Here is a 24,785-nt window from a genome sequence, read left to right as displayed (position 1 = left end):
CTTATTTCTAATTTAAAAGTTTCCAATAATCAAATTATCAGCAGATTAAGAGCTTAAATAATGACACAACCAACTATAAAGCAAGAAGAAAAAAGTAAATTCAATCCATTTGCTGGCCCAGAAATTGAGTGCGTGATTCATACAACTCAAGCTCAAGAAGAAATTTGGACCGCCTGCAAGTTAGGAGGTGCAAATGCAAATAGAGCTTATAACGAATCTGTATCTTTAAGTTTTACGGGGACATTAGATTTAAAGGGAATGGAATTTGCTTTTCATACTTTGGTGAAAAGGCACGAATCATTAAGAGCTGTTTTTAGTACCGATGGACGGTTTATGACAATCTTTAAAAATATTGAGGTTCCGTTTACTTTTAAGGACATAACAGATTTATCAGACAAAAATAAAGAAGAGGCGCTAGCAAATTATTTAAATGAACAAACCGAACATGTTTTTAATTTAATAAAAGCCCCTTTAATTAATTGTGGATTAATAAAAATATCCGAAACTGAATCTCAATTAGTTTTAACAGCGCACCATATTATCTGTGACGGCTGGTCTATAGGTATTATGCTTCAAGAGTTAGGTATACTTTATTCTGCTCATGTACAGAGTACCTCACCTGAATTACCAAACCCAGAAAAATTTAGCTATTACGCAGACAATCAGTTAGCGCTAATTAAGAGTGATGAGTACAAAGAGATTCAGAAATTTTGGGTTGAGAAGCATGAAGATTTAATTACGCCTTTATCGTTACCTACTGATTTTCCCTATCCTATAAAACGCACCTATAAAAGTCAACGTTTTGATTTTGACTTTAATAAAGATTTATTGAACATACTTAAAACAACAGGACGTGAAGCTAATTCTAGTTTAGTAACTTCATTACTAGCTGTATTCGAAATATTTTTATTTAAAATAACTGGTCAAGATGATATTGCTGTTGGACTACCTGCTGCAGGACAATCAGTAGTCGGAATGACGCATTTAGTAGGCCATTGTGCTAATCTATTACCATTACGTACAAAAATAAATAAAAAAGAAAATTTTATTAATTATTTGAGACATCGCAAATCAGAATTATTTGACGCCTATGATCATCAACAACTAAGTTTTGGACATTTACTTCAAATGCTTGCTATTACAAGAGACCCATCACGAATACCCTTAGTACCTGTAGCTTTCAATATTGACCTAGGAATGGACGATGGTGTTGCATTTCATGATTTAAGCTATAAATTAATAAGTAATCCTAGGAAGTACGAAATTTTTGAGATTTTTCTTAATGCCATGGGAACTCAAGAAAACTTAACTTTTGAATTAGCCTATAATTCAGCTTTATTCAAACCAGAAACCATAAAAAAGATGATGGTTTCTTTCGAAGAACTTACACATAATTTAGTATCTAATCCAAATAAATCCATAGGAGAAATAATCAATGAAGATAATTTAAAATTCTACAATACATTAAATAATAACAAAGAATCCTACTCAAACAAACCATTACACGAATTACTTCAAATTCAGGCTGATAAATCCCCAAAAAGTATAGCTATAGATTTCAACGATATTGAGACTACTTATGAAGACTTACAAAAAAAAGCAAATCAATTAGCACATTATCTATTAAACCAAGGCGTTAAACCAGGTGATTTTATTGGTGTAGCGCTGATACGTAGCACTGAGTTAGTTGCTACACTAATGGCTATATTAAAATGTGGAGCCGCTTATTTGCCTTTGGACCCTAGCTATCCAAAAAAACGTTTAGAATTTATGCTTCAAGATTCAGAAGTTAAATATTTGATAACTAATGAAGCAAGTAGAAACTCATTTTCCAATTCTATTAATATTCTATTTATAGAAAAAGCTTTAGCCATTTTACCTAAATTCCCAAACACCCCTTTAGATATAATTGTAAACCAAAACAGCATTGCTTATCTTTTATATACTTCTGGCTCAACTGGCAAGCCAAAAGGCGTTCCCATAACCCATAAGAGTTTAGTGAATTTACTATTTACTATGGCAAAAGAACCGGGAATTAAAAATACAGATAAACAATTAACAATTACTACAATTTCTTTTGACATAGCAAATGTTGAGATATTTTCACCTCTTTTAAATGGAGCATGCGTTGTTATGACCAATAGTGAAAATTCAAAGGATGGTAGATTCTTACTCAATCTTTTAAAGGATAAAAAAATAACAATACTCCAAGCTACTCCTACAACTTGGAAGATGCTATTAGAAGCTAACTGGAGTGAAAAACTTAAACTAAAGGCATGCTGCGGTGGTGAAGCACTTTCTAAAGAACTCGCTCAAAAAATACTTTCAAAATGTGATTCACTTTGGAATATGTATGGACCAACTGAAACAACTATATGTGCTACTATTAAGCAAATAAAACCGAGTGATGATATAATAAGTATTGGTAAACCTGTTGCAAATTACCAACTATATATATTGAATCCAAATGGAGATTTAGTTCCTCCAGGAGTTGTTGGCCAAATCGCAATTGCTGGAGATGGTGTTGCAAAAGGATATTTAAAGCGAGAGGATTTAACTAAAGAAAAATTCATTGAAAATAAATTCAGTCACTCAAATTCTAACAAAACTATTTACCTTACAGGCGATTTAGGTAAATTATTACCATCAGGAAATGTATTATGTTTAGGTCGTTTAGATGATCAAGTTAAAATTCGTGGATATCGTATTGAACTAGGAGAAATAGAAAAAACACTTATTAATATAGATAATATAAAATCTGCTGTTGTACTAGGGCATAATGACAACTTACTTGCTTATGTAATTTTAGAAGATTTTGAGAATGTATCCCAAGCTAAAATAAAAGAATGGAAAAATTATTTATCCTTACATTTGCCTGCTTATTTTGTTCCCTATGACATCAGAATATTAAAAAAATTCCCAACCACTCCTAACGGTAAATTAGACAGAAATGCCCTTATAGAGGAAAGAACAATTGAAGTTTTGTCAAGTACTCCTAGCACTAAACCATCAAATAAAACAGAAAAACTTGTAGCTGAAATTTGGAAAGAATACTTAAACTTGAACAAAATTGATGTTTTAAGCAACTTCTTCGAGTTAGGTGGACATTCTCTCATTGCTCTAAAAGTAATGAATAGAATAGAAAAAGAGATGGGAAAAGATCTCCCACTATCCGCTTTATTTGAATATTCAACTATTAGAACTTTTTCTCAATTATTAGATAAAGAAGACAAAACTATTGAATCATGGGGATCTCTGGTTCCTATTAAGCCAGAGGGCAATAAAACACCTATTTATATAGTACATGGTGCAGGGATGGAGGTTTTAATTTTTAATGCGTTAGCTAAAAATTTAGATAAAGAACAACCTGTTTTTGGTTTACAAGCCAAAGCATTATTTAGCAGTGAAAAATCATTTAATAGTATTGAAGAAATAGCTTCTCTTTATGTGGATTCTATAATAAAACATAATCCTGAAGGTCCTTATGCATTAGCAGGTTACTCATTTGGAGGCATAATTGCTTATGAAATGGCAAAACAACTTAAAGAGCAAAATAAGAAGGTAAATATGGTAGGCCTATTTGATACAATTATTGAACCTCATTTTAATCACGCTTCACCGCTTCGAAAAAAAATAGCATCATTTTTTTATAAAACGAACAGACAAATTTATTTTTTACGTGAAATGATGAAAAGCTGGGAAAAATTTAAATTTCATATAAATCGAAAAAAAGAATTTATATTAAACCAGCACTTTCAAACCAAAACTTTCCTGACCGAAGATGAAAAGCTTGCTCATACTCATTTTTTAAAAACTGAAAGTATTATTCAACCTATTAAAAAGCGTTATCACATAAAAAAACAAAATATTAGAGTCGATTTATTTAAAGCAAAAGATGAAACTGCTTATACAAATGACCCTGTTTTTTACGGCTGGAATAAAATTGCTTTAAAAGGAGTGAGTACTCATGACATACCTGGAGATCATGATGGGATTTTTACCAAAAAAAATGAAAAAGAAGTAGGGCGTATTTTTCAAAACGTTTTAGATTCGAGAAATGAAGTCAATAAAAACTAAAATTCACTGCAAGTCAGTAGGTACATTAAAATCTAATCCTTATGATGCAAATTATACTTTTAACGATTCAGATATAATAATTTATAAAGTGAATTTAGCTGATTATTATAAAATGGTTAATGAATTATCTTATTTCTTAAACACTGAAGAAATTAATAGAGCAAAAAGATATCATAAAGAAAAAGACTCAAGCCAATTTATAATATGTCGAAGTTTACTGAAAATCGTTTTATCACTTCATACAAATTTAGATATAAAGCAAATAAAACTAGCATATCGACACAATAAAAAACCCTACTTAGCTTCTCATCCATTACTTTTTTTTAATGTAACACATTCTGAAGACTTTGGGCTTATTTCTCTGGCAACTCGCCCTGTTGGAGTAGATATTGAATTTATTAACCCTGACTACGATTTCATAAACTTATTGGAAGCTTTATTCAACACTAACGAAATAGATTTTATTAAAAATGCGAAGGATAAAAAACATGCGTTTTACTGTTTATGGACTCGAAAAGAAGCTTTTGTAAAAGCTATTGGTAAAGGTATTGATGATGATTTTTCGAAAGTACCAAGTTTAGATGGTTTCCATCCTTTAAATATATACGTTGATGAAAATCAAAAAAACTGGAAAACACAAGGTTTTGAGGTTTCTAGTAATTATATGGGAGCGATAGCTTACGAGGATATCCCTTCTTTATCAAATAAGTTGTCTTTATATGAATTACCTCACGAACTAGATGATTTATTAGCTTTAATAACCAACTAATTCTGGTACTAAAAATAATCTTGAATTTTTTAAAATTAGAATAATTAGGTCATCTATTTATATTCACAGGTAATATATAAAACTAATGGTCATATATGATTTACTATTAGCCATTTAACTTTTAAATAGGTTTTTTAATTTTCTCAAACCTGATTGGCACTTGTAAACTAAGGGCATGAAAAACTCTTGTTTAACACTTTTTTCATGAAATGATTTATCCTGCTCAAATTCTTGACCGTTAAATGCTTTTAAACTCGTCCATTCTGAATCTTCATCTTTCCAAAAAGGATGATCACAACTCAAACCTAATGGAAGAAATACACTACAGCAATGATATGGACTACCGGAGGACACATAAGATTCAGCCATTCTCTCTTGCATTCCATTAAAACCAATAGTCATAAAACCATCCGAATCGAAATTTTTAGACATTTCAATCTGGCGTTTTAGAACAGCATTTAGAGCACACCTAACTTGTGAGAAGTTTATATTCTTGGGAAGTAACTCTAAAAAAGCAGCTTGCGCTAAGGCGTGGAATGCTCCAAATCTGCAAATTAATGTTCTACCAAAAAGTGGATAAGCTCCTTCAGGAGAAATCATCCGCTCTTGAATTTCAACATACCTCTGATACCTTGGTTTTTGCTTAATTAAATATCGGTTTGACTCTTTAAATTTATGAGTTATCATAATCTCTAAAATATCCATGAGCATGGGATGAATAACATAACTATTATAGTAGTCTATACTTAAATTTGTCCCATCACCATAAAGTCCATCCCCCTTATAGTAGTTTTTAATAAACTTTCTAACGCCATAATTTAATCTTTTTCTATTAAAATCATCACCGTATTTCAATAAAAAAGCTTCAACCATTGAAGCAAATAACAACCAATTACTCTTAGGTGGCTTTATATTACGCGTTTTTTTTATTTCATGTAGTAATTTATCTTGTACTTCTGTCCCTAGAGCATTCCATAAATTAGGCGCCCTTAAAAGTCCTTGTGATAAATAGGCTGCATCAACTAAAGCTTGACCTCCTAAACCAAAATCTATATAATCTCTTGAATTGGGATTTACTAAATTAGTAATAGCCTTTAATGTAAGATCCAAATAGTTTGCACGGAGCTCTCCTTCGTCTGAAGTGTCATCTGGTAAATTCAACCATGGTGCAATACCACAAACAATTCTACCGATAGCCTCTAAATATTGAAACTCACTTCTATCTTTAAAAATAGGCATGGTTTCTTTCAGTCGATCTTCAGCAGCTGCATCTAGTACAGGAAACACAATTTTTTCTAAATATGAAACCCAGTTACCACGCATTTTTATCTAAAGTTGATTATCAATTATTACTAAATTAGGCTTATTAATGATAGTTTTATTTTCAGAAACAGTAATATTACTCAATAAAGCTCCATATCCAACTATACATCTATCCTCTAATTTGGTTCCTTTTAAAATAGAAACTCCTTTTCCTATCCAACAATCATTTCCAATATAAATAGGTTTTGTTACAGGTTTTTCAAATTCTACTCCAAATTCTGGGTATTGTTGTTTGGTAATTTCTCTTCGTTTTTCAGCTTTATATATAGTATGAGTATTGGTATCCCAAAAAATACAATCATATGATATTTGATTATAATCACCTATAAAGACAGATTCGTCACATCGTATCTCGGTACCTTCATTAATGGCATTATGCAAGCCTATTTTTAACTTACCATTAAAACGAATCCAAATATTACATCGCAAGGAATTATATCCTTTAATTTTTAAATCTCCTTCAACCTGAAAATGAGGTCTTTCTGATTTATCACCCTTAGATAATATATTATAATCTTCAATACTTATAGCCCCGTTAGTTAAACTTAAATCAAACTCTTCAATAATACAACTTTTACCAATGTAGAGTTCATTATTTTCACCAACAATCATACTAATTTTTGCGCTTGATATGTGTGAATTATCTCCAATAACAAGAACATCGCCTTTTTTTACATAAATCTCAGTATTCTTAATGGTTACATTTTTTCCTACTCTAAATAATGCTCCTCTCTCAATTGTTACTTTAGAGCCAGAAAAAAGATAGACAAATTGTTTTTCGAAAATTATTTTTTTAATTGCCTGAATTAAATTCATAATAATTTTATTTAAAATTTGCTAAAACTTCCTTTTTAGAAATTGTTTTTGGTTTAGAGTAAGGATAGTTTTTAAAATTGGTGATTTTGAACTTTATAAGTTTTAAGTAATGAATAATCATTGATTTGTAATAATTTAATAATATACTTTTTTGATTAACTTTTGATTTTTTCATGTAAGACCACCATAGTTTTTTATGAAAATGATGATTAGAAGGATACTTCCAAGGAGAATTACCAGCATAATGAATAATAACGGGGTTATTCATTGCTTCTAAAACTTGATTTTTATCATATCTGTAAGATGCTGAGAAAAAATTATTTACTACACCAAACCGCAAAGGCAAAATTATTTTAGAATCTTGACACAGATAATTTATTGCATCTTGTTCAGCAAAAACACTTTCCTTGGGGTACTTTTTTCCATAATCATAAACTTTTTGTGTAATTTTATTTTCTCGCCAGTAATCAACATTAATTAGCATGGCACCAGCACATATATATTTTTTCTCTTCAGGATACTTTAATCGCTTAAATGTATTACTGTCAAAAGATTCTCTATCTATAACTGCCGCAATAGCGTTATCCGAAAAATCTAACTCAAATAGGTAATCTAAATTAGAATCCACAATAACATCACAATCAAGGTATAAAACTCTGGAAATATTTTGGTCTACCAGTTCTGGAATGAGAATTCTAAACCATACATAGACAGAAAAATTCATATTAAAACCATCAAACTTCTTTTTATCTATATTATATATCTTAATTTTATCATTGGATTTTGAAACGAGTTTATTAAATTTTTCAATACTATCAGCTTCAAAATAGTCTGTTAATAAATGAAATGTTATTTCATCAGAAGCATTTTTATTTTTTATAATTGAAAACATAGTTACATAGCAAAACGTAACATATTTGTCATTTAAACAAAAAGCAATATTTTTTTTCATAATATTATTTGAGTTTTATAAATTTTAATTTTGAGGTAATAATATTTAAGACAAAAATGCGCTCTGAGTCTGTTAAACCAATTTTATAAATACTCATTACGCAAGATAAGGTAGCGACAGTTCCCAATGCTAAAAATCGTATAATACCTTCGTCCATAAATAAATAAACAATTGTAGGTAAACTAAAAGCAGTTATGGTAACCAGAAAAATTTTCAGCATCACTCGCTTTACAAAATCCATAAAATCCAGATGAACCATGTCTCGTAACATATACGCACTCGCAAATACCGCTATAATAATGATTACTAGCATTACATAAGAGGTTGTTTCAGGGATGCCGCCAAGCTTTAAAATGATATAACTTACTGGAGTAACTAATAACAAAATAGGAATTACTACAAATTGATATTTTTTTATATCGCCATTGGCTTGTGCAGACACAATGAGTGGATTCCGAACTGCCATAAACATCGAAATAAACAGCCCTAATCGCAAAAAGTAAACTGAATGATTAGGCACCTCCTTTAACCAAAGACTTAAAAGTAAATTAGCTTCAAAAAATAATGGTACCACGAAAATAAGCATCAAAAAATAAGAAAACTTAGCAGACCTAAAGACTAAATCATGCATCTCTTTAAATTGATTTTTAGCATAGTTTTTGGTAATTTGTGGATTCATTGCTGTTTGAAAATTAGCACTAAATTGATTGATAATATTACCTGCTTGACTTGCAATAGATGCAGCAGCATTCATCGTTGGTCCAAAAAACAAATTAATAAGTAAAGTTATGCCTTGTGTATATCCCATGTAAGCAACATTTCCAGACATAGACCAAAAAGCTAACGACCACATTTGTTTTAAAATATCTTTGTCCCAACCTAATCTAAATCGGGCTTCTTCAAATTTTTTATAACAATAAATTTGCTGTATGAGAAAATTAATCAGAAAGGTTAATAGTAATAATGAAGCGTATACAATTAATTTGTCTAACGTGGTAGCATAAACTGCATAACAAATAACAAGTTTCATTATTACATCTATAATCGAAAATGCCGCAAAGGCACCCATTTTTTCATGCGCCATAATAGCTCCCATGAATGGAACATTTAGAATACTTAAAACCATTGTAATAGCCGATATTTGAAATACCCAAAAACTAGCATTCATTCTATCTTCTGGAATAACTGCATAACCATATAGGTACCATAAACCCAGAGTTTCAATTATCAACAAAACTATTATAGCTATAATCACCTGTGCTGAAACCCCTATAGAGAAAACCTTTTTCAAATATTCAAGATTTTCTTTTCCTAAGGCAATTGTTATCCAGCGTTGTGTAGCACCAGCCATAGATCCATTTAGTATAGCAAGTGTTGATACAATTCCACCTACTACATTATAAATACCATAATCAACAAAACCAAGAGCATCAAGTACAATTCTAGAGGTGTAAAATCCAACACCCATGGTGAATAACATTCGTACATACAGAAGGGCTGTATTTTTGGCAATACGCTTGTTACTTTCGGATGTGCTCATTTTTCTAATATAGTCTTTGTGAATTCAATTAATTCATTTGTGTAAATTATTGCCCCTTTAGGGTTCATATGCAAAGGGTCCGCAAAGTTAAATTTATCTTTATAGGCTTTGTTAGAGTAATCATAAACAAATAAATTAGTACTACCTAACAAATTATTTTTTACTATTTGTAATAACTCCTTGTTTAAAGCCATATAAGTTGGTGCAACAGCATATATTAATTTTATATTATTTACTTTACATATTTTCTGAAATTCTATAAAATCTTCTATGAAATTTAAATTTTCTTTCTCAAAATCATATTTCGGATTCTTGTTATAACTCCATTTACCTAAACTATCATGCCTATCCTTAAAAACTTCAGTTCCAAATTCATTGTAATAATCATCATGTTCTTGTTTAGGCTTTATAAGATCTATGACATGTTGTTTCTTAAAATGACTCAAAACCATAAACTGAGAGAGTATTGGGTTAATATCTTCTCTAATAACCAACTCATCTCTTACTGTTTTATATTTAATCACAGGATATAGTCTATCTAACCTAAAACCCATGTCATTAACACCAGAGCTTCCGTAAAATTCTGTATCATTAGTAATTAATTTAATAATGATTTTTGGTTTTGAATTATGTTTTAATAAATTCTCTAATATAAATTTTTGATAGGTTATCGCAGCAGCACCATAAGATAAATTATAAGTACTTAGGTTTAAGCTATCTTGAAAAGCATGCGGTAGTAAATCCGTGTCTCCAACTGATGATCCCATTAAAATTAAATCCTTGTTAATTTTACCCTTAAACACTAAATCTAATCTATTATCCAAAGTATCATGCTCAGGAAGTATATTCCTAGTGTATATGAATAGTTTATCAAAAGCAAAAAACAGAACTGCAAAGACAAATAATTTTATTAAAAATTTTTTCATGTTAAAATTGAAAATATATAAATTCCTGTTGTTTTGAAGACATTACAAAAAGCATTACAATTAAAAAGAAATAAAAAGACCATCGAAAAACGATATTATTTTTAGTTAAAAAGGTACTCAATGCAAATTCTTTACCTCTTTCAAACCATTCAAGAATAAACATAATCACTATAAATAAAGCTAATGGAACAAGTTCCTTTTTATCTAATGTTAACTTGAAAAAATTTGAAAAATTAAAAAAGCCATTAATATAATCCCAGAATTGACCAATATTATCTGCTCTGAAAATAACCAACCCCAAAGTAACAAGTAAAAAAGTTCCAAGCATCTTTAAAACATCTTTTAAATAGGGTATTCCTAATTTATTGGTTTTTAACTTTTTCTTTTTAAAAAAAGATCCTGAAAGAATGAGTGGTATAAATAGTAATCCATGATAAAGACCAAATAAGGCAAAGGTCCAATTAGCTCCATGCCATAATCCAACAACAACCATATTAATAATAATGGCTAATATCAAGCCAAAATTTCCAAGGTCTCTAAATTTAACATTCAAAGGCATGAAAACATAATCTGTTAACCAAGATGTTAATGACATGTGCCAATTACGCCAGTACTCAGAAACATTTCTTGTAAAATATGGATAATTAAAATTCTTGGTTATACGAAACCCTAGTATTTTACCAATACCAATCGCCATATCTGAATAACCTGAAAAATCGGTATACATCTGAATGCTATATAAAATAGCGGTAATAAATAATGTACTTCCGCTTTGATTTGGAATATCAGCCCAAACTGGATTAACTATTGTAGCTAAATTATCAGCAATAATCATTTTCTTAGACATTCCCCAAATAATCTGGCGACATCCATCCGAAGCTAGACCATAATTAAACGTTCTTTTGTTTGTAAGTTGGGGTATAAAACTATTTGGTCTATCTATGGGTCCGGACATAATCGTCGGAAAAAAAGCTATATAATTAGCAAAGACCACAAAATCTTTTGTCGGCACCATTTTCCCTCTCCGAACCTCAATAATATAGCTAATTAGACGGAACGTAAAAAAACTAATACCAAGCGGTAGAATAATATTGAAAGTACCCCAGTTTGCTTTGAGTCCGATTGTATTAAACAGGTCGGCAAACGATTGAATAAAGAAATTTAGGTACTTAAAGTAAAGCAAAAGTCCAACACCAATGCATACACCTAGAGTAGTAAGCAAAGAGGCTTTTTTCTCATTACCCCTTCGTATTGCAAACCCTAAAAAATAGAAAATAGTTGTAGCTGTAAATAATAAAGGTATCATTTGCCATGCAGCAATACCATAAAAAACATAACTAGCTACAAATAACAACCAATTTTGAGATTTGGTTTTCTCTTTTAATGGAATGTAGTAGATGAAAAATACGATTCCAAAAAATATTAAAAAATTTAATGAATTTACAAGCATGTTGTTAGTTTAGCTTATTCAAAATATTATCAATCATTTCACCAACATTCCTCCACGAAAGAATTTCCATTGATGTAAACTTAATCTTGAATTGTTTTTCAATAGCTACTACCAGCATAATATGGGTTAAAGAATCCCAATCATCAACATCATTGGCAGTGGATTCATTAGTTAATATGATAGACTCATCATCTAATTGATCTTGAAAAATTTCTTGTACCTGATTTAAAACGTCTTGTTGATTCATTTTTTATTTTGTTTTTTTATAAAGGATTCTTTTTTTGAATAATTATTAATTTTTAGCTCATAAAAGTTTTTACCTTCTTCATTTAATGTTGTAAAACCTAAATTTTGGTAGTGATTCTCAACCATTTTATTTTTAGGTGTTGCAATATACTCTCCTACAACTTTTTTGAAACCATTCTCTTTAGCATAATTCACTATTACATTTAAGGTAAAGTGTTCCATACCACGTTTCAAAACGCGACAGCTCATTAACCATGTATCAATAAAAATTGAATTATCACTTTTTTTCTCTAAAATTATAACGCAAATCAATCCATTATCACCGAATTTATCTGAAAGCGTAAAACTAAAACTCTGATATTTCGTTGAATTTGAAATATTTTTAATATCTGCTTCAGTATATCTTATCGTACGGAGATTAAATTGATTACTTCTTTGAGTTAGTTGAGATACACGTGGGGTATCAAACTTATCAAATGGTTTTACAACAGAAAACATGTCCAAACTTTCTAAAAATTCAGATTCATTTGTAAAGTTTTTTTGTAAGGTTACCCTTTTTGCTTCTACTTGATATTGTTTTGTGCGATCCGCATCAGCATTAGAATACGATAAGGTTTCAAAAAGATTTAAGCCGTAAAGATACTCCAAATAAGCACTAGGGTCCTCTGGCAATTCTGGAACCGTTATTCCTTGTACATTTTCCCTAACAATGCTTCTCTCGAAAGGGTTATCATCTAAAAACACCATAGAATCAAAACCTATGTTTAAAATAGATTGAATATTTTTAATATTATCAGCCTTATTCTCCCAATTAGCTACAAATACAGAGATATCATCTAATTTCAGCACCATTTCCGGATGCTTTTCAAAAGGTTCCTTTGCAGTATCCTCGTTGTTTTTTGAGCACACAGCAAGTATTATTCCTCTATTTTTTAATTTTTTTGCCCATTGCTGAAACTCAGTAAAAGCCTTTCCTATACCTAAATGATGACCAATCTGAATATTTTCTAGACCATCATCTCCTATTATGCCTCCCCACATCGTATTATCTAAATCTAGTATCAAACATTTTTTAAATTTGCCTAGCGCCGCACAAATAATATCCATAGTGCGAGAAGCTACATAAGGAAGACTTTCTATCGAAAGTAACATTTCGGTAGTCACGTAAACAGATGAATCAAACATCATATCTCTTCCCAATTTATTTTGTAACGCAGCTATATCACAAATGAAAAGATTATGGAGTTCCTGAGATAAATTCATAAGCTCAAAATTAAGCTTACGTATCTGGTAGGTAAATGAACTTTCTACTTTATTAGCATAACTTCCAAACACGCTATCTTCAATTTCAGGATAATTAAAATAAATCAAATTACAGTCTGTGGAATTGCTTATCATTTTTATAAAATCAAGACGTTCTTCTGCAATATACTTTTGATCTTCTATTGTCTTTTTGTTATAGTTAGATAATAATTTGTGAGTAGATTGAAATACTATTACATATTCAGCATTAAAGCTATATAATTCAGAAGTTGGATCAAGGAATTGTCGTTCTACTTGATTAAAATCTGCTTCAAAAAGTTCAATCTTATAACCTCTTTCAACAGCTATTCCCTGTATAGCTGTTGCTAGAAACTGAGTCGTATTATCTCCTAATAAAGCGACCTTTATTATTGGAAGCTCATTTAATTCCTTTTTTAGATTTTTTTTTAATTCTTTAAACGTACTTATTTCCATGAATATAGTTGTGTATTAATTTTGTTATTTTTTCTTGGTTAGATTTCATTCTTATAATCAAGTACTCTCTTTCTTTAAAATTTTATAAAATATAACTTATATAAAAAAATATGATTCGCGTAAATTTAAATTTTAATAGTTTTTACAAAAAAAAAAGTTATTAAAAATTAGTTTAACGGTTTATCTAATGCTATAAATGGTATTCTACTGAAGAAAACCGCGATGAATTGTGAAAAAACATTATTCTACAGTTATATAGTTTAGGATAATTCATAATTTTATAGTTTAATTATACTCATTACTAACATGGTAAATAAAATAGGTCAATATTACAATACTCAAATATTTTATTCTTAAGGTAAAGTAATTTTTTTTAAAAAAAGTTTCTTTTTACTAATACATCCATTTTTCTAATTTAATAGCTAACCTTTTTTCTGTAGGACTAAATAATAATAGTCGAAATTTATCTACTAGAACACATATAATCGTTAAACCTAAACCAATACCTATAAACTTTAAAATAGGATATTCATTTGGAATATAAAACCAATTTTTGAAAAGATGAGTTCCGTAAAAATTTTCAGTTATTAGGTAGGCTGCCAATAAATTTGGGGATACCCAATTAATAATTTTTGCACTAAACTTAATTCTTTCAAATGTAACAATTAAAGAACCTGTTAATACTATTATTATGGGATTATAATACGAATTTACATAAGGCATGACCACAAGATTATGCTTAAAATATCCTACTGCGACTAAACCATAATACAAAATAAAAGATAAAAGGAGTAGAACCCAAGCCTTTGATTTTAAAGCATCACTTAAGTGTATTTTTACAAATCTAGCAATAAAATAAATTTCAAGAAGTATGAATATATTGGTTGCACTTGTTTTATGAATCCAAAGTCCTATCGATATGAAGAACAACAGAAATAGTAAAACTATGAATTGATTTTTTTTCATATTTTCAATGAAACTATTTAGAGCAGGACTTATAAAATAAAGCAAAATGTACGACCACATAAACCACCAAGAACTTAAAAAAAACATACTTAGTATAAATGGTCTGTTTTCAAATATGCCAATCGTTGGGGAAATCAAAGAATAGAAAATAAATGAATAAAGAAAACATTGAGCCAAAAGGTCTATAAAACGATAACTGTTAAATTTTAATCCAAAATATCCTGAAATAAAGACAAAACCCGGAACTCCCAATTGTCCTGTTGCATGCACAATAAGTTTCGACAGTAAATTTTCATCCCAAATGGCTGTTTCATTTGTTACACCAAAAAGATTATAATTTCTTCCCAAAAAATGAAATAAAATAATAAATAGCATGAATAAAATTCGTAAAAGTTCAATTGAAGAGTTTCGTTTCATTTCTTTATTTTTATTAAAGTGATTTATAAATTGTTTTTTGAGATAAACAAATTTTATTTTAACAATAATATTCTTTTAAATTCTTGTGTTATAAAATTAGCTCCTTTTGCATTTACATGATCTCCATCTGGTAAAAAATATTTTGGATCTCCTAACTCTAATTCACTAAAATCAATAACCTCTAAATCGTATTCTTTTATAATTTCATCATATTTAATTATATATTCTTTAGGAATCTTTGATTTATAATAATCGGCCAAGGGAATGTTTAAAATAAATAATTCAACTTTTTCCTCATCTAATAATTTAATTATCATTTCTAAATAATGAAGATTTAAAGAAGAAAAATCTCTTAATTTACCTCCTTCAAAGTACTGTTCCTTTATCCTAAAATCTGCTTTACTCTTAGACAATTCAAGTAAAGAATTATTACTAAAGCCCTCACCTATATAACTCGGCATGAATTTAATTGATTCTATACCAGAATTTATTATGTTTTTAATATACACACTTTCATTATTCGAATTCCATTTAAAAGATCTTAATTTTTCCTTTAAAGGTAATACATAGAAATACGGTGGTGCATAAAAAAATGATCGTTTACCTTTGGTAAATATATCAGCAAAGTCAGTGATATTATGGTAGCTTAAGCCAAAATAAATTGTCTTAATATTAGGGTTAGTTTCTAATAAATGCTTAATCTTATAATAAGAAAAATAAATAGATTCTGCAGGTTTTCCAATATTTTGAATATTTGGAATATTCATGTCTTTATCATCAATAGCACTTGTAACATGAGAATCACCTGAAATTAGAATAGTAATATTTTCTTTTAATTTATAAGATTTAGATATATGAGTTGTGTAAGAAAAAAATATTATAAGTATTGCCGTAGGAATACTTAAAAACAAAAAAACATTTCTTAAAAAAAATCTCATAATATTTTAAAATTGAAAATAAATAAAGGTTTCCTGTTTACCTCCATACCAAAAAATTAAAAAACAGATTGAATAGTAAATTGCTAATCTAACTTTACGGTTCCAATTTATTCCTATCTTTTCTAAAGCATGTTTTCCTGATCTTCCTAACCATTCAATTATGATAAAAAAAACTAAAAGAGTTATTGTTGGTATAGCCTTTTTTCCATTCTCAAAGTAAGGTGTGTTTATAATACTGGATGAAAAAATAGTTTTTAGATAATCCCAAGCATGTCCCAAATTTTCAGCTCTAAAAAATATCCACGCAAAAACAGTTAATGTAAAGGTGGTTAACATACTAATTAATTCTTTAAACGAAGGTAAAAATCTACCTTCTGCAACAAGATCGAGATGCTTGCGATTATTGTTACTTAGCATTATCGGTAAAAAATATAAGGCGTTTAAAGCTCCCCAAATAATAAAGGTCCAATTTGCTCCATGCCAAAATCCACTCACCAAAAATATAACAAAGGTATTACGTATTTTCATCTTTGTACCTCCTCTACTACCTCCTAAGGGGATATACAAATAATCTCTAAACCATGTATTTAATGAAATATGCCAGCGTCTCCAAAATTCTGCTATATCTCTTGAAAAATAAGGGAATGCAAAATTCTGTTTTAAATCAAACCCAAATAATCTTGACGTGCCAATAGCGATGTCAGAATAACCTGAAAAGTCCCCATATATTTGGAATGTAAAAAACAAAGCGCCTAAAACTAACGTGCTACCGTTATAATCTGCTGAATTATTAAATATTTGGTTAGCAAATTCTGCACAGTTATCTGCAATAACTATTTTTTTAAATAAACCCCATAATATTTGACGCATACCATCGATGGCTTTATGGTAATCAAAATGCCTTTTGTTAAAAAACTGTGGCAGTAAGTGTGTTGCGCGCTCTATTGGCCCTGCTACTAATTGGGGAAAGAAACATACAAAAGCCGCAAAAGCAATAAAATCTTTAGTGGGCTCTAATTTCTTCTTATAAACATCTATTGTATAACTCAATGTTTGAAAGGTATAGAAACTTATACCTACAGGAAGGATAATGTTTAAGGTATTTGCTTTTATTACCATTCCGAAAAAAGAGAAAGCACTTATAAAATTATCTAAGAAAAAATTGTAATATTTAAAAAAACCTAAAAAACCCAGATTGACTAAAATACTAGTCCAAAGCAGTACTTTTCTTTTTAATTTGTTTTCCTCTGTATTTAGTCGGTAACCAATGGAATAATCAACCAAAGTACTGAACAAAATTAAAGTTAAAAAGCGCCAATCCCACCATCCATAAAAAACGTAGCTTGCTATGACTATAAGAAAGTTTTGAAGTTTTAAATTTTTATTTGCAACAAACCAATAAAGCAAAAATACAATTGGTAAAAAAATCGCAAAATCAATCGAATTAAATAGCATAAATACTTTAAATAAAAACTAAATATAAAGTATTATTCAAAACTGATCTTTTAAAATAAGATGCTTTCGTTAAGTTTTACAAATTTGTCGATTTAAAACAAAATAATTGTTAATTTAAAAATTGAACTACTTAAAAATCAGATAAAAAACACTTTAACGCTTTGATAAAAATCTTAAAAAATTTATAAGGATTCTGAAAAAAATCTCTCATAAATACACATTAACTAATTTTTTTAAACTTTACCTTATATGCTTTTTGTAAACTAATTTATTCCATTACTTTTAGCAAAGTTTTAGTGGTTATAATAGTTAAAGTTAGCTCTTAACTATTTTGATTACTTCTGATTAAAGTTTAATAATTTACATATTATCATATATGAAAGTAGCATTAATTACAGGGATTACCGGACAGGATGGTTCTTATTTAGCAGAATTACTATTAAAAAAAGGTTACATGGTCCATGGTGTTAAGAGAAGATCTTCTCTTTTTAACACTGATAGAATTGATCATTTATACCAAGATCCGCATGATCCAAATCAAAGGTTGAAATTGCATTATGGTGATTTAACGGATTCTCTCAACCTTACTCGTATTATCCAAGAATGTCAACCGGATGAAATCTATAATTTGGGTGCGATGTCTCACGTTAAAGTTTCTTTTGACACACCTGAGTATGTTGGAAACGTTGATGGATTAGGAACTTTAAGATTACTGGAGGCAATCAGGATTTTAGGTTTAGAAAAGAAAACCAGAATTTATCAAGCTTCTACATCTGAATTATATGGTGGTTTACCTGAAAATAAAAATGAAAGAGGTTTTTATGATGAAAACTCTCCGTTTTACCCACGTTCTCCTTATGGTGTTGCAAAAATATATGGTTTTTGGATTACAAAAAACTATAGAGAAGCTTACAATATGTATGCTTGCAATGGTATTCTGTTTAATCATGAATCTCCTCGAAGAGGTGAGACTTTCGTTACGCGAAAAATCACAAGAGCTGTTGCTAAAATAGCATTAGGATTACAAGAAAAAATATTTCTAGGAAACTTAGAAGCAAAACGGGATTGGGGACATGCCAAAGATTATGTAAGAATGATGTGGATGATTTTACAAGCAGATAAAGCTGAAGATTGGGTGATAGCTACAGGTGTTACGACTACAGTTAGAGATTTTGTTCGAATGGCATTTCTAGAAGTTGGTATAGAACTAGAATTTAGAGGTGAAGGCATTAATGAAAAGGCCTATGTTACGGCTTGTAACCTTGAAGATTTCCAATTAGAAATAGGCAAAGAAGTATTGTCCATAGACCCTACATATTTCCGTCCTACAGAGGTAGATTTATTGATTGGTGACCCTACTAAAGCAAAAGAAAAACTTGGTTGGGTTCCTGAATATGACTTAGGTGATTTAGTTAAAGACATGATGGAATCTGACGTCAAATTATTTAAACGAGATGTTGATTTATTAAAAGGCGGACATGACATCTTAACTCAAGCTGAGTAAATTTATCAAAGCTTAACAAATAAAACTTGTACTAATTTGCAAAACTAGAAATGAATAAAAATTCAAAAATTTACATTGCTGGCCATAGAGGATTAGTGGGTAGCGCTATTTTAAAAAATTTAGAAAGCAAGGGCTATAAAAATTTTATTACGCGTACCCACAAAGAATTAGATCTAACTGATAGTAAGGCTGTAGCTACTTTCTTTTCTAGTGAAAAACCAGATTATGTGTTTTTAGCAGCTGCAAAAGTTGGTGGTATTATTGCCAATAACAACTATCGCGCTGATTTTATATATGAAAATTTATGCATTCAAAATAACGTAATACATCAAAGCTATCTGAATGATGTAAAAAAAATGATGTTTTTAGGAAGTACATGTATTTACCCAAAAAACTGTCCTCAACCCATGAAAGAGGATTATTTACTCACTGATGTTTTAGAATATACTAATGAACCATATGCAATCGCAAAAATAGCTGGCATAAAAATGTGTGAAAGTTATAATTTGCAGTATGGCACTAATTTTATTTCGGTTATGCCAACCAATTTATATGGTCCTAATGATAATTTTGATTTAGAAAAATCTCATGTACTCCCTGCCTTAATTAGAAAAGTGCATCTAGGTAAAGCATTGCATGAAAACAACTGGAGTACCATTAGAAAGGATTTAACAAAAATGCCTATTGAAGGGATTTCTGGTAATTCTTCTAAAGGAACTATTTTGGATATTTTAGACAAATATGGAATCCAAAAAGTTGATAACACCATTCAATTAGAAGTTTGGGGAAGTGGTAACCCTATGCGGGAATTTTTATGGAGTGAAGATATGGCAGATGCTTGTGTTTTTTTAATGGAACAACGTAACTTTCAAGATTGTATCTCTAATACCGAAGAAATTAGGAATACTCATATAAATATAGGAACTGGTAAAGATATTTCTATTAAAAATTTGGCTTTACTGATTAAAGATATTATAGGCTTTAATGGCCAACTTCATTTTAATACTTCAAAACCTGATGGTACTATGAAAAAACTTACCGACCCCTCAAAGTTACATGCATTAGGCTGGAAACATCAAATAAATTTAGAGGAAGGTATACGTAAGGTATACAAATGGTATGTCTAATAGAATAGCTATTTTCTCAAAATTAATTTTAGTTTAAAATCAAAAACAAAGTTCTTATACTAAAAATACCAAATATTGTTATTGAGTATTAGTTTTAAAACAGATAAATATTTTATTTACAAAATTCATTTAATCGGTTAAACATAACTTTATATCTGGTTATTTTAGTATTCAAAATTATTATTATTTTGGATAATTCAAAATTATGCTAATCGTCGAAAATAGTGGTTATTCATAGGTATTTATTTAGCTCATAACTGTTTATGTCTATTTTTGATAACCTCTTAAAGGGATTATCATGAAAAAAATTACTCTCACTCATAAAAAATCAATATTTATTTCAGGCTTAGCTTTAGCTTTACTTTTTATCTTTTCTTACAAAAGTATTATTAATGCGCCTGGTATTTTAACTCCTAAACCTGTTGGGGCTTATTTAAACGGTGTTTTTCCTAGCTTAACTCCAACTGGAGTTTCTTTGGATCAAATTAGCTATGATGTTGAAAATGCTTTTCCAAATTTAACATTTATAGACCCTGTTGATATGGCTGAGTTACCTGGAGGCAATGAGTTTTTGGTTGTTGGATTACAAGGTCATATTTGGAAGTTTACAAACAATCAGAATACAAGCTCTAAAGAACTCCTCTTAGATTTATCCGATAATGTTGTAAGCTATGCAGATGGTGGTATGCTTGGTATTGTTTTGCATCCAGAATTTGGTATACCTGGGTCTCCTAATTCTGAATACATTTATGTTTTTTACCGATACACCCCAGTACAAGGAACTGATCAAACTAGTTCTGTAGTCAATGGTTATATGCGACTTTCTAGATTTAACCTTCCTTTAGGTGCAAATGCCATAAACCCCTCCTCTGAACAAATCCTTATCAATATATTCGACAGCCATGACTGGCATAATGGCGGTGATATGTTTTTTGGTCCTGAAGATGGATTCTTATACTTAGCTGTAGGTGATGAAGGTGCTTCAAATGATTCATATAACGTTACTCAACAAATCAATAGTTTATTATTTTCAGGTGTATTAAGAATTGATGTTGATCAAAGAGGAGGAAACATTAGTCATCCAATTAGAAAGCAACCTTTAAACTCTGGCACACCACCAAATGGTTGGCCAAATTCTTTCACACAAGGTTATTACATACCCAACGACAATCCTTGGCTAGACCCAAACGGTAGTATTTTAGAAGAATTTTATGCCATAGGAACCAGAAGTCCTCATAGAATGACCATTGATCCGCCAACGGGTGATATTTGGCTTGGTGATATTGGTCAAGGTTCAAAAGAAGAAATTAGTCTTGTAAAAAAAGGTGATAACTTACAGTGGCCTTACAGAGAGGGTGATCAAGCTGGACCAAAAACTAAGCCTGATCCTATCATAGGTAATGACCAACCGCCAATTCATGCTTACGGAAGAAACATAGGAAGGTCTGTTATTGGTGGATTTGTATATCGAGGTAATAAATACCCTGGGTTAGTTGGTAAATATTTTTTTGGTGACCATGAAACACAAGATGTTTGGTCGTTAACAAAAACTGGTGAGAATACTGGTGATGTGAATTTTTTATTTAGAGTTCCTGTTAGTGGTGCTGGTAGTAAAGATGGGATATCCTCTTTTTTTGTAGATTCCAATGGCATCATATACGTATTAGATTTATTTGGAACTGCCCAAGATGGTGGTGTAATTCGTAAAATAATCACAACAGGTTCAATACCCGATCCACCACAAAAATTATCAGATCTCAATGTATTTTCCGATTTACAAAATCTTACGCCTATAGATGGTATTATACCTTATGATGTAAATTCACCACTTTGGTCTGATGGGGCTAAGAAAAGACGATGGATTGCTTTACCAAATGATGGAAATCATGATTCTTCATTAGAACAAATTACTTTTGAAAATGAGGAAAATTGGTCTTTTCCTCCAGGAACAGTAACTATAAAGCAATTTGATTTACCAACAGACGAAAATGACCCGTCAAAAATCACAAAATTAGAAACACGTTTTCTTGTTTTTACAGAAGACAACCAAGCTTATGGACTTACATATAAGTGGAATGACGAACAAACTGATGCTTTTTTAATCGGTATTGATGAACAGATTTCTCAAGATTACACAGTTTCGAAAAGCGATGGATCTTCAACCATTCAAACTTGGGACTTTCCTTCAAGATCTCAATGTATGCAATGTCACACTAGTGTAGCAGGATATTCTCTTGGCTTAAAGACAAGGCAACTAAATAAAGACTACACCTACCCCTCTACTGGTATTAATAGCAATCAATTAGAAACTTGGAATCATCTGAATATGTTTAATCATGACATCGGTACTCCTGAGAATTTACCAAAATCTGCACATATCAATTCAGAACTTGCTAGCAGCGAGATGAAGGTTAGATCTTTCATAGATTCAAATTGTGCTTATTGCCATAGACCAAATGGTGTTGAAGGTGCATTTGATGGTCGTGCTCTAACCGCTCTTTATGATCAATCTTTGATAAATGCCGATGTGGTCAGTCATGCTTCCTTACCAGGGTTTAAAATAGTAAAACCACAAGATCATGCTAACTCAATGCTTTTTATGAGAGATAGTAGTACTTCTAGTGATAAAATGCCTCCTATTGGTAGAAATTTGGTAGATGAAGATTATATTAATGAATTAGTAGGCTGGATTGATGGTCTTGATATAAATGGACCTGAAACCATTACTGAAGGTTTTTATACTTTACAAGCACGTCATAGCAATATGTTTCTAGCTGTAGACAATGCCTCTAATAATGATGATGCGAATGTGGTTCAAATAACTTCTAATCAAGAGAACCATTCAAATTGGTTAATGGAAGATTTAGGTAATAACAAGTATAGAATAAAAGCGAAACACTCCAATATGGTATTGTCCTTAAGAGATTTAAGAACAGATCGTGGAGTTCAAGTAATTCAAGAGCCTTGGAGTGGAAAGCAACATCAATTATGGTACTTTGAATCTGTTGGAGACGACTATTACAGAATAGTAAATGTTTATAATGGATTAGATTTGAGTATTAATGATAATAGTCTTACTGAAAACGAACCTGTAATAAGCTGGACTAAAGAAGATACGGAAAACCAACATTGGAGACCTATCATTTTATCATCACCCATTACTAGCCCTACATTGTCAAGTATAGCTCAAACCGATACGACTGTCGATTTAAATTGGACAGCTTCTACAAGTGATACAAACATCACTAACTACAATATTTACAATGATAACTTACTTATTGCTACTGTTGATAATATTTTAAGCTACCAAGTAACTAACCTTACTGCATCTACCTTGTATAATTTTACTGTAACTGGTATTGATGCTAATGGTATTGAAAGTGCATCTAGTAATGTAGTCACAATAACTACAAATGCTGAAGTTTGTGAATTTTTGGATGAAACTAACCTTTCTGATTTAGATTGGTTCTCAGCTGAACAAGCCTGGGGAACAACTAGAAAGAATACTAATTTAAATGGTAATACTTTAACCATTAATGGGCAAACGTTTATTCATGGTATTGGTACACATGCCAACTCTGAAATTATTTATAATATTGATGGTGAGTTCCGAACATTTAAATCCTATATTGGGATAGATGATAATGTAGGTCCAAATACATCTGCAAGCGTGCAGTTCGAAATATTTGGTGATGACATTTCTTTATTCCGAAGTCAAACTTTAACAGCTGCTGACGATGCGCAATTAATTGAAGTAGATATAAAAGAAGTTGCTCAACTCAGGCTTGTTGTAGACCAAATGGGCTCCAATGCATTTGATCACGCAGATTGGGCAGGAGCTTTATTAACTTCTTGCTCAGAAATTCAACCACCATCTATGCCTTTTCTAAGTAGTTCAACTCAAACAGATACTACAGTAGATTTATCTTGGACAGCTTCTAATAGTAGTACTTATATTACCAATTATAACATCTACAAAGACGGGGTCGTAGAAGCGACTTTAGACGATGTACTAAGCTATCAAGTAACAGGACTTAGTGCAGAAACAACTTATGCCTTTACAGTTATAGCCATAGATGCGGATAACAATGAAAGCGCTGCCAGTAATACACTATCAATCAATACAGGTTCAACCATTCCAACATCACCTAGCTTATCTAGTACAGGGCAAACAAATACCACGGTAGATTTATCTTGGACTGCCGCTAGTGATAATATAGGTGTAACAAATTATAATATCTATAAAGACGGTATCTTAGAAGCAACTCTAGGTAATGTATTAAACTATCAAGTAACAGGCCTTACAGAAGCTACAGCTTATAACTTTACCGTTACTGCTTTAGATGCAGATAATAATGAAAGTGCTGCTAGTAACACATTAGCTATTACAACAAGCTCTACCATTCCATCTACCCCTACTTTATCGAGTACGGCTAAAACAGATACTACCGTAGATTTATCTTGGACTGCCGCTAATGATGATATAGGTGTAACAAATTATAATATCTATAAAGACGGTATCTTAGAAGCAACTCTAGGTAA

At 30.5% G+C, this 24,785-nt stretch carries 16 protein-coding genes; 5 read left to right on the top strand and 11 right to left on the bottom strand.

Annotated features, from left to right (window positions below):
* The first annotated feature begins 60 nt into the window (after positions 1-60).
* Complete coding sequence (locus ABD939_RS12460) at positions 61-4,077, top strand: non-ribosomal peptide synthetase (RefSeq protein WP_345169146.1); 4,017 nt, start codon at positions 61-63, stop codon at positions 4,075-4,077.
* On the top strand, positions 4,058-4,846 hold the full coding sequence (locus tag ABD939_RS12455; RefSeq protein ID WP_345169143.1) for a 4'-phosphopantetheinyl transferase family protein: 789 nt from the start codon (positions 4,058-4,060) through the stop codon (positions 4,844-4,846). The genes ABD939_RS12460 and ABD939_RS12455 overlap by 20 nt, the downstream gene beginning before the upstream one ends.
* 114 nt (positions 4,847-4,960) lie before the next feature.
* Here ABD939_RS12455 and ABD939_RS12450 read toward each other — a convergent pair whose 3' ends face one another.
* The 11 genes from ABD939_RS12450 to ABD939_RS12400 all read right to left on the bottom strand — a co-directional run bounded on the left by ABD939_RS12450 (position 4,961) and on the right by ABD939_RS12400 (position 17,612).
* Positions 4,961-6,169, bottom strand: a complete 1,209-nt coding sequence (locus ABD939_RS12450) for a DUF2264 domain-containing protein (protein WP_345169140.1) — start codon at positions 6,167-6,169, stop codon at positions 4,961-4,963.
* A 6-nt stretch (positions 6,170-6,175) separates the two neighbouring features.
* On the bottom strand, positions 6,176-6,985 hold the full coding sequence (locus ABD939_RS12445; protein ID WP_345169137.1) for a DapH/DapD/GlmU-related protein: 810 nt from the start codon (positions 6,983-6,985) through the stop codon (positions 6,176-6,178).
* Between the two features lie 7 nt (positions 6,986-6,992).
* Positions 6,993-7,937 (bottom strand): glycosyltransferase family 8 protein, encoded by a 945-nt coding sequence (locus tag ABD939_RS12440; protein WP_345169134.1) that lies wholly within the window; start codon positions 7,935-7,937, stop codon positions 6,993-6,995.
* A 4-nt stretch (positions 7,938-7,941) separates the two neighbouring features.
* A complete protein-coding gene (locus tag ABD939_RS12435) occupies positions 7,942-9,477 on the bottom strand; it encodes an MATE family efflux transporter (RefSeq protein WP_345169131.1) in 1,536 nt (511 codons plus the stop codon).
* On the bottom strand, positions 9,474-10,403 hold the full coding sequence (locus ABD939_RS12430) for a hypothetical protein (RefSeq protein ID WP_345169128.1): 930 nt from the start codon (positions 10,401-10,403) through the stop codon (positions 9,474-9,476). The genes ABD939_RS12435 and ABD939_RS12430 overlap by 4 nt, the downstream gene beginning before the upstream one ends.
* 1 nt (position 10,404) lies before the next feature.
* The gene (locus ABD939_RS12425; RefSeq protein WP_345169124.1) at positions 10,405-11,853 is read right to left on the bottom strand and encodes an MBOAT family O-acyltransferase; all 1,449 of its coding nucleotides are present in this window, start codon (positions 11,851-11,853) and stop codon (positions 10,405-10,407) included.
* 4 nt (positions 11,854-11,857) lie between these two features.
* Positions 11,858-12,100, bottom strand: coding sequence for an acyl carrier protein (locus ABD939_RS12420; RefSeq protein ID WP_345169121.1), 243 nt, complete (start codon positions 12,098-12,100; stop codon positions 11,858-11,860).
* Positions 12,097-13,836 carry an HAD-IIIC family phosphatase gene (locus tag ABD939_RS12415; protein WP_345169119.1) on the bottom strand — a complete coding sequence of 580 codons (1,740 nt, stop codon included), beginning with the start codon at positions 13,834-13,836 and terminating at the stop codon, positions 12,097-12,099. Before ABD939_RS12415 ends, ABD939_RS12420 begins: the two co-directional genes overlap by 4 nt.
* A gap of 393 nt (positions 13,837-14,229) precedes the next feature.
* Positions 14,230-15,219, bottom strand: coding sequence for an acyltransferase family protein (locus ABD939_RS12410; protein ID WP_345169116.1), 990 nt, complete (start codon positions 15,217-15,219; stop codon positions 14,230-14,232).
* Between the two features lie 53 nt (positions 15,220-15,272).
* Positions 15,273-16,157 (bottom strand): SGNH/GDSL hydrolase family protein, encoded by an 885-nt coding sequence (locus ABD939_RS12405; protein ID WP_345169112.1) that lies wholly within the window; start codon positions 16,155-16,157, stop codon positions 15,273-15,275.
* Between the two features lie 6 nt (positions 16,158-16,163).
* On the bottom strand, positions 16,164-17,612 hold the full coding sequence (locus ABD939_RS12400; protein WP_345169109.1) for an MBOAT family O-acyltransferase: 1,449 nt from the start codon (positions 17,610-17,612) through the stop codon (positions 16,164-16,166).
* Positions 17,613-17,988: 376 nt separating this feature from the next.
* On the opposite strand from ABD939_RS12400, the gene gmd reads away from it, so the two are divergent.
* From gmd to ABD939_RS12385, 3 genes are all read left to right on the top strand, one after another.
* Positions 17,989-19,116 carry a GDP-mannose 4,6-dehydratase gene (gene gmd, locus ABD939_RS12395; RefSeq protein WP_345169106.1) on the top strand — a complete coding sequence of 376 codons (1,128 nt, stop codon included), beginning with the start codon at positions 17,989-17,991 and terminating at the stop codon, positions 19,114-19,116.
* 50 nt (positions 19,117-19,166) lie between these two features.
* Entirely contained in the window at positions 19,167-20,243 is a 1,077-nt protein-coding gene (locus tag ABD939_RS12390; protein ID WP_345169103.1) for a GDP-L-fucose synthase family protein, read from the top strand.
* A 298-nt stretch (positions 20,244-20,541) separates the two neighbouring features.
* On the top strand, positions 20,542-24,785 hold a 4,244-nt coding region (locus tag ABD939_RS12385), incomplete at its 3' end, for an NPCBM/NEW2 domain-containing protein (protein ID WP_345169100.1).

This window comes from Algibacter aquimarinus (genome assembly GCF_039543265.1).
Lineage (GTDB): Bacteria > Bacteroidota > Bacteroidia > Flavobacteriales > Flavobacteriaceae > Algibacter_B > Algibacter_B aquimarinus.
The sequence above is the reverse complement of the archived record's forward strand: the minus strand, read 5'-3'. Positions and strand labels throughout refer to the sequence as shown.

Bases quoted from the DNA above. Each gene is read 5' to 3' on its own strand.
- gmd (WP_345169106.1), top strand. From the start codon at position 17,989: ATGAAAGTAGCATTAATTACAGGGATTACCGGACAGGATGGTTCTTAT.
- ABD939_RS12430 (WP_345169128.1), bottom strand. From the start codon at position 10,403: ATGAAAAAATTTTTAATAAAATTATTTGTCTTTGCAGTTCTGTTTTTT.
- ABD939_RS12435 (WP_345169131.1), bottom strand. From the start codon at position 9,477: ATGAGCACATCCGAAAGTAACAAGCGTATTGCCAAAAATACAGCCCTT.
- ABD939_RS12425 (WP_345169124.1), bottom strand. From the start codon at position 11,853: ATGCTTGTAAATTCATTAAATTTTTTAATATTTTTTGGAATCGTATTT.
- ABD939_RS12405 (WP_345169112.1), bottom strand. From the start codon at position 16,157: ATGAGATTTTTTTTAAGAAATGTTTTTTTGTTTTTAAGTATTCCTACG.
- ABD939_RS12415 (WP_345169119.1), bottom strand. From the start codon at position 13,836: ATGGAAATAAGTACGTTTAAAGAATTAAAAAAAAATCTAAAAAAGGAA.
- ABD939_RS12410 (WP_345169116.1), bottom strand. From the start codon at position 15,219: ATGAAACGAAACTCTTCAATTGAACTTTTACGAATTTTATTCATGCTA.
- ABD939_RS12440 (WP_345169134.1), bottom strand. From the start codon at position 7,937: ATGAAAAAAAATATTGCTTTTTGTTTAAATGACAAATATGTTACGTTT.
- ABD939_RS12420 (WP_345169121.1), bottom strand. From the start codon at position 12,100: ATGAATCAACAAGACGTTTTAAATCAGGTACAAGAAATTTTTCAAGAT.
- ABD939_RS12400 (WP_345169109.1), bottom strand. From the start codon at position 17,612: ATGCTATTTAATTCGATTGATTTTGCGATTTTTTTACCAATTGTATTT.
- ABD939_RS12390 (WP_345169103.1), top strand. From the start codon at position 19,167: ATGAATAAAAATTCAAAAATTTACATTGCTGGCCATAGAGGATTAGTG.
- ABD939_RS12450 (WP_345169140.1), bottom strand. From the start codon at position 6,169: ATGCGTGGTAACTGGGTTTCATATTTAGAAAAAATTGTGTTTCCTGTA.
- ABD939_RS12455 (WP_345169143.1), top strand. From the start codon at position 4,058: ATGAAGTCAATAAAAACTAAAATTCACTGCAAGTCAGTAGGTACATTA.
- ABD939_RS12460 (WP_345169146.1), top strand. From the start codon at position 61: ATGACACAACCAACTATAAAGCAAGAAGAAAAAAGTAAATTCAATCCA.
- ABD939_RS12445 (WP_345169137.1), bottom strand. From the start codon at position 6,985: ATGAATTTAATTCAGGCAATTAAAAAAATAATTTTCGAAAAACAATTT.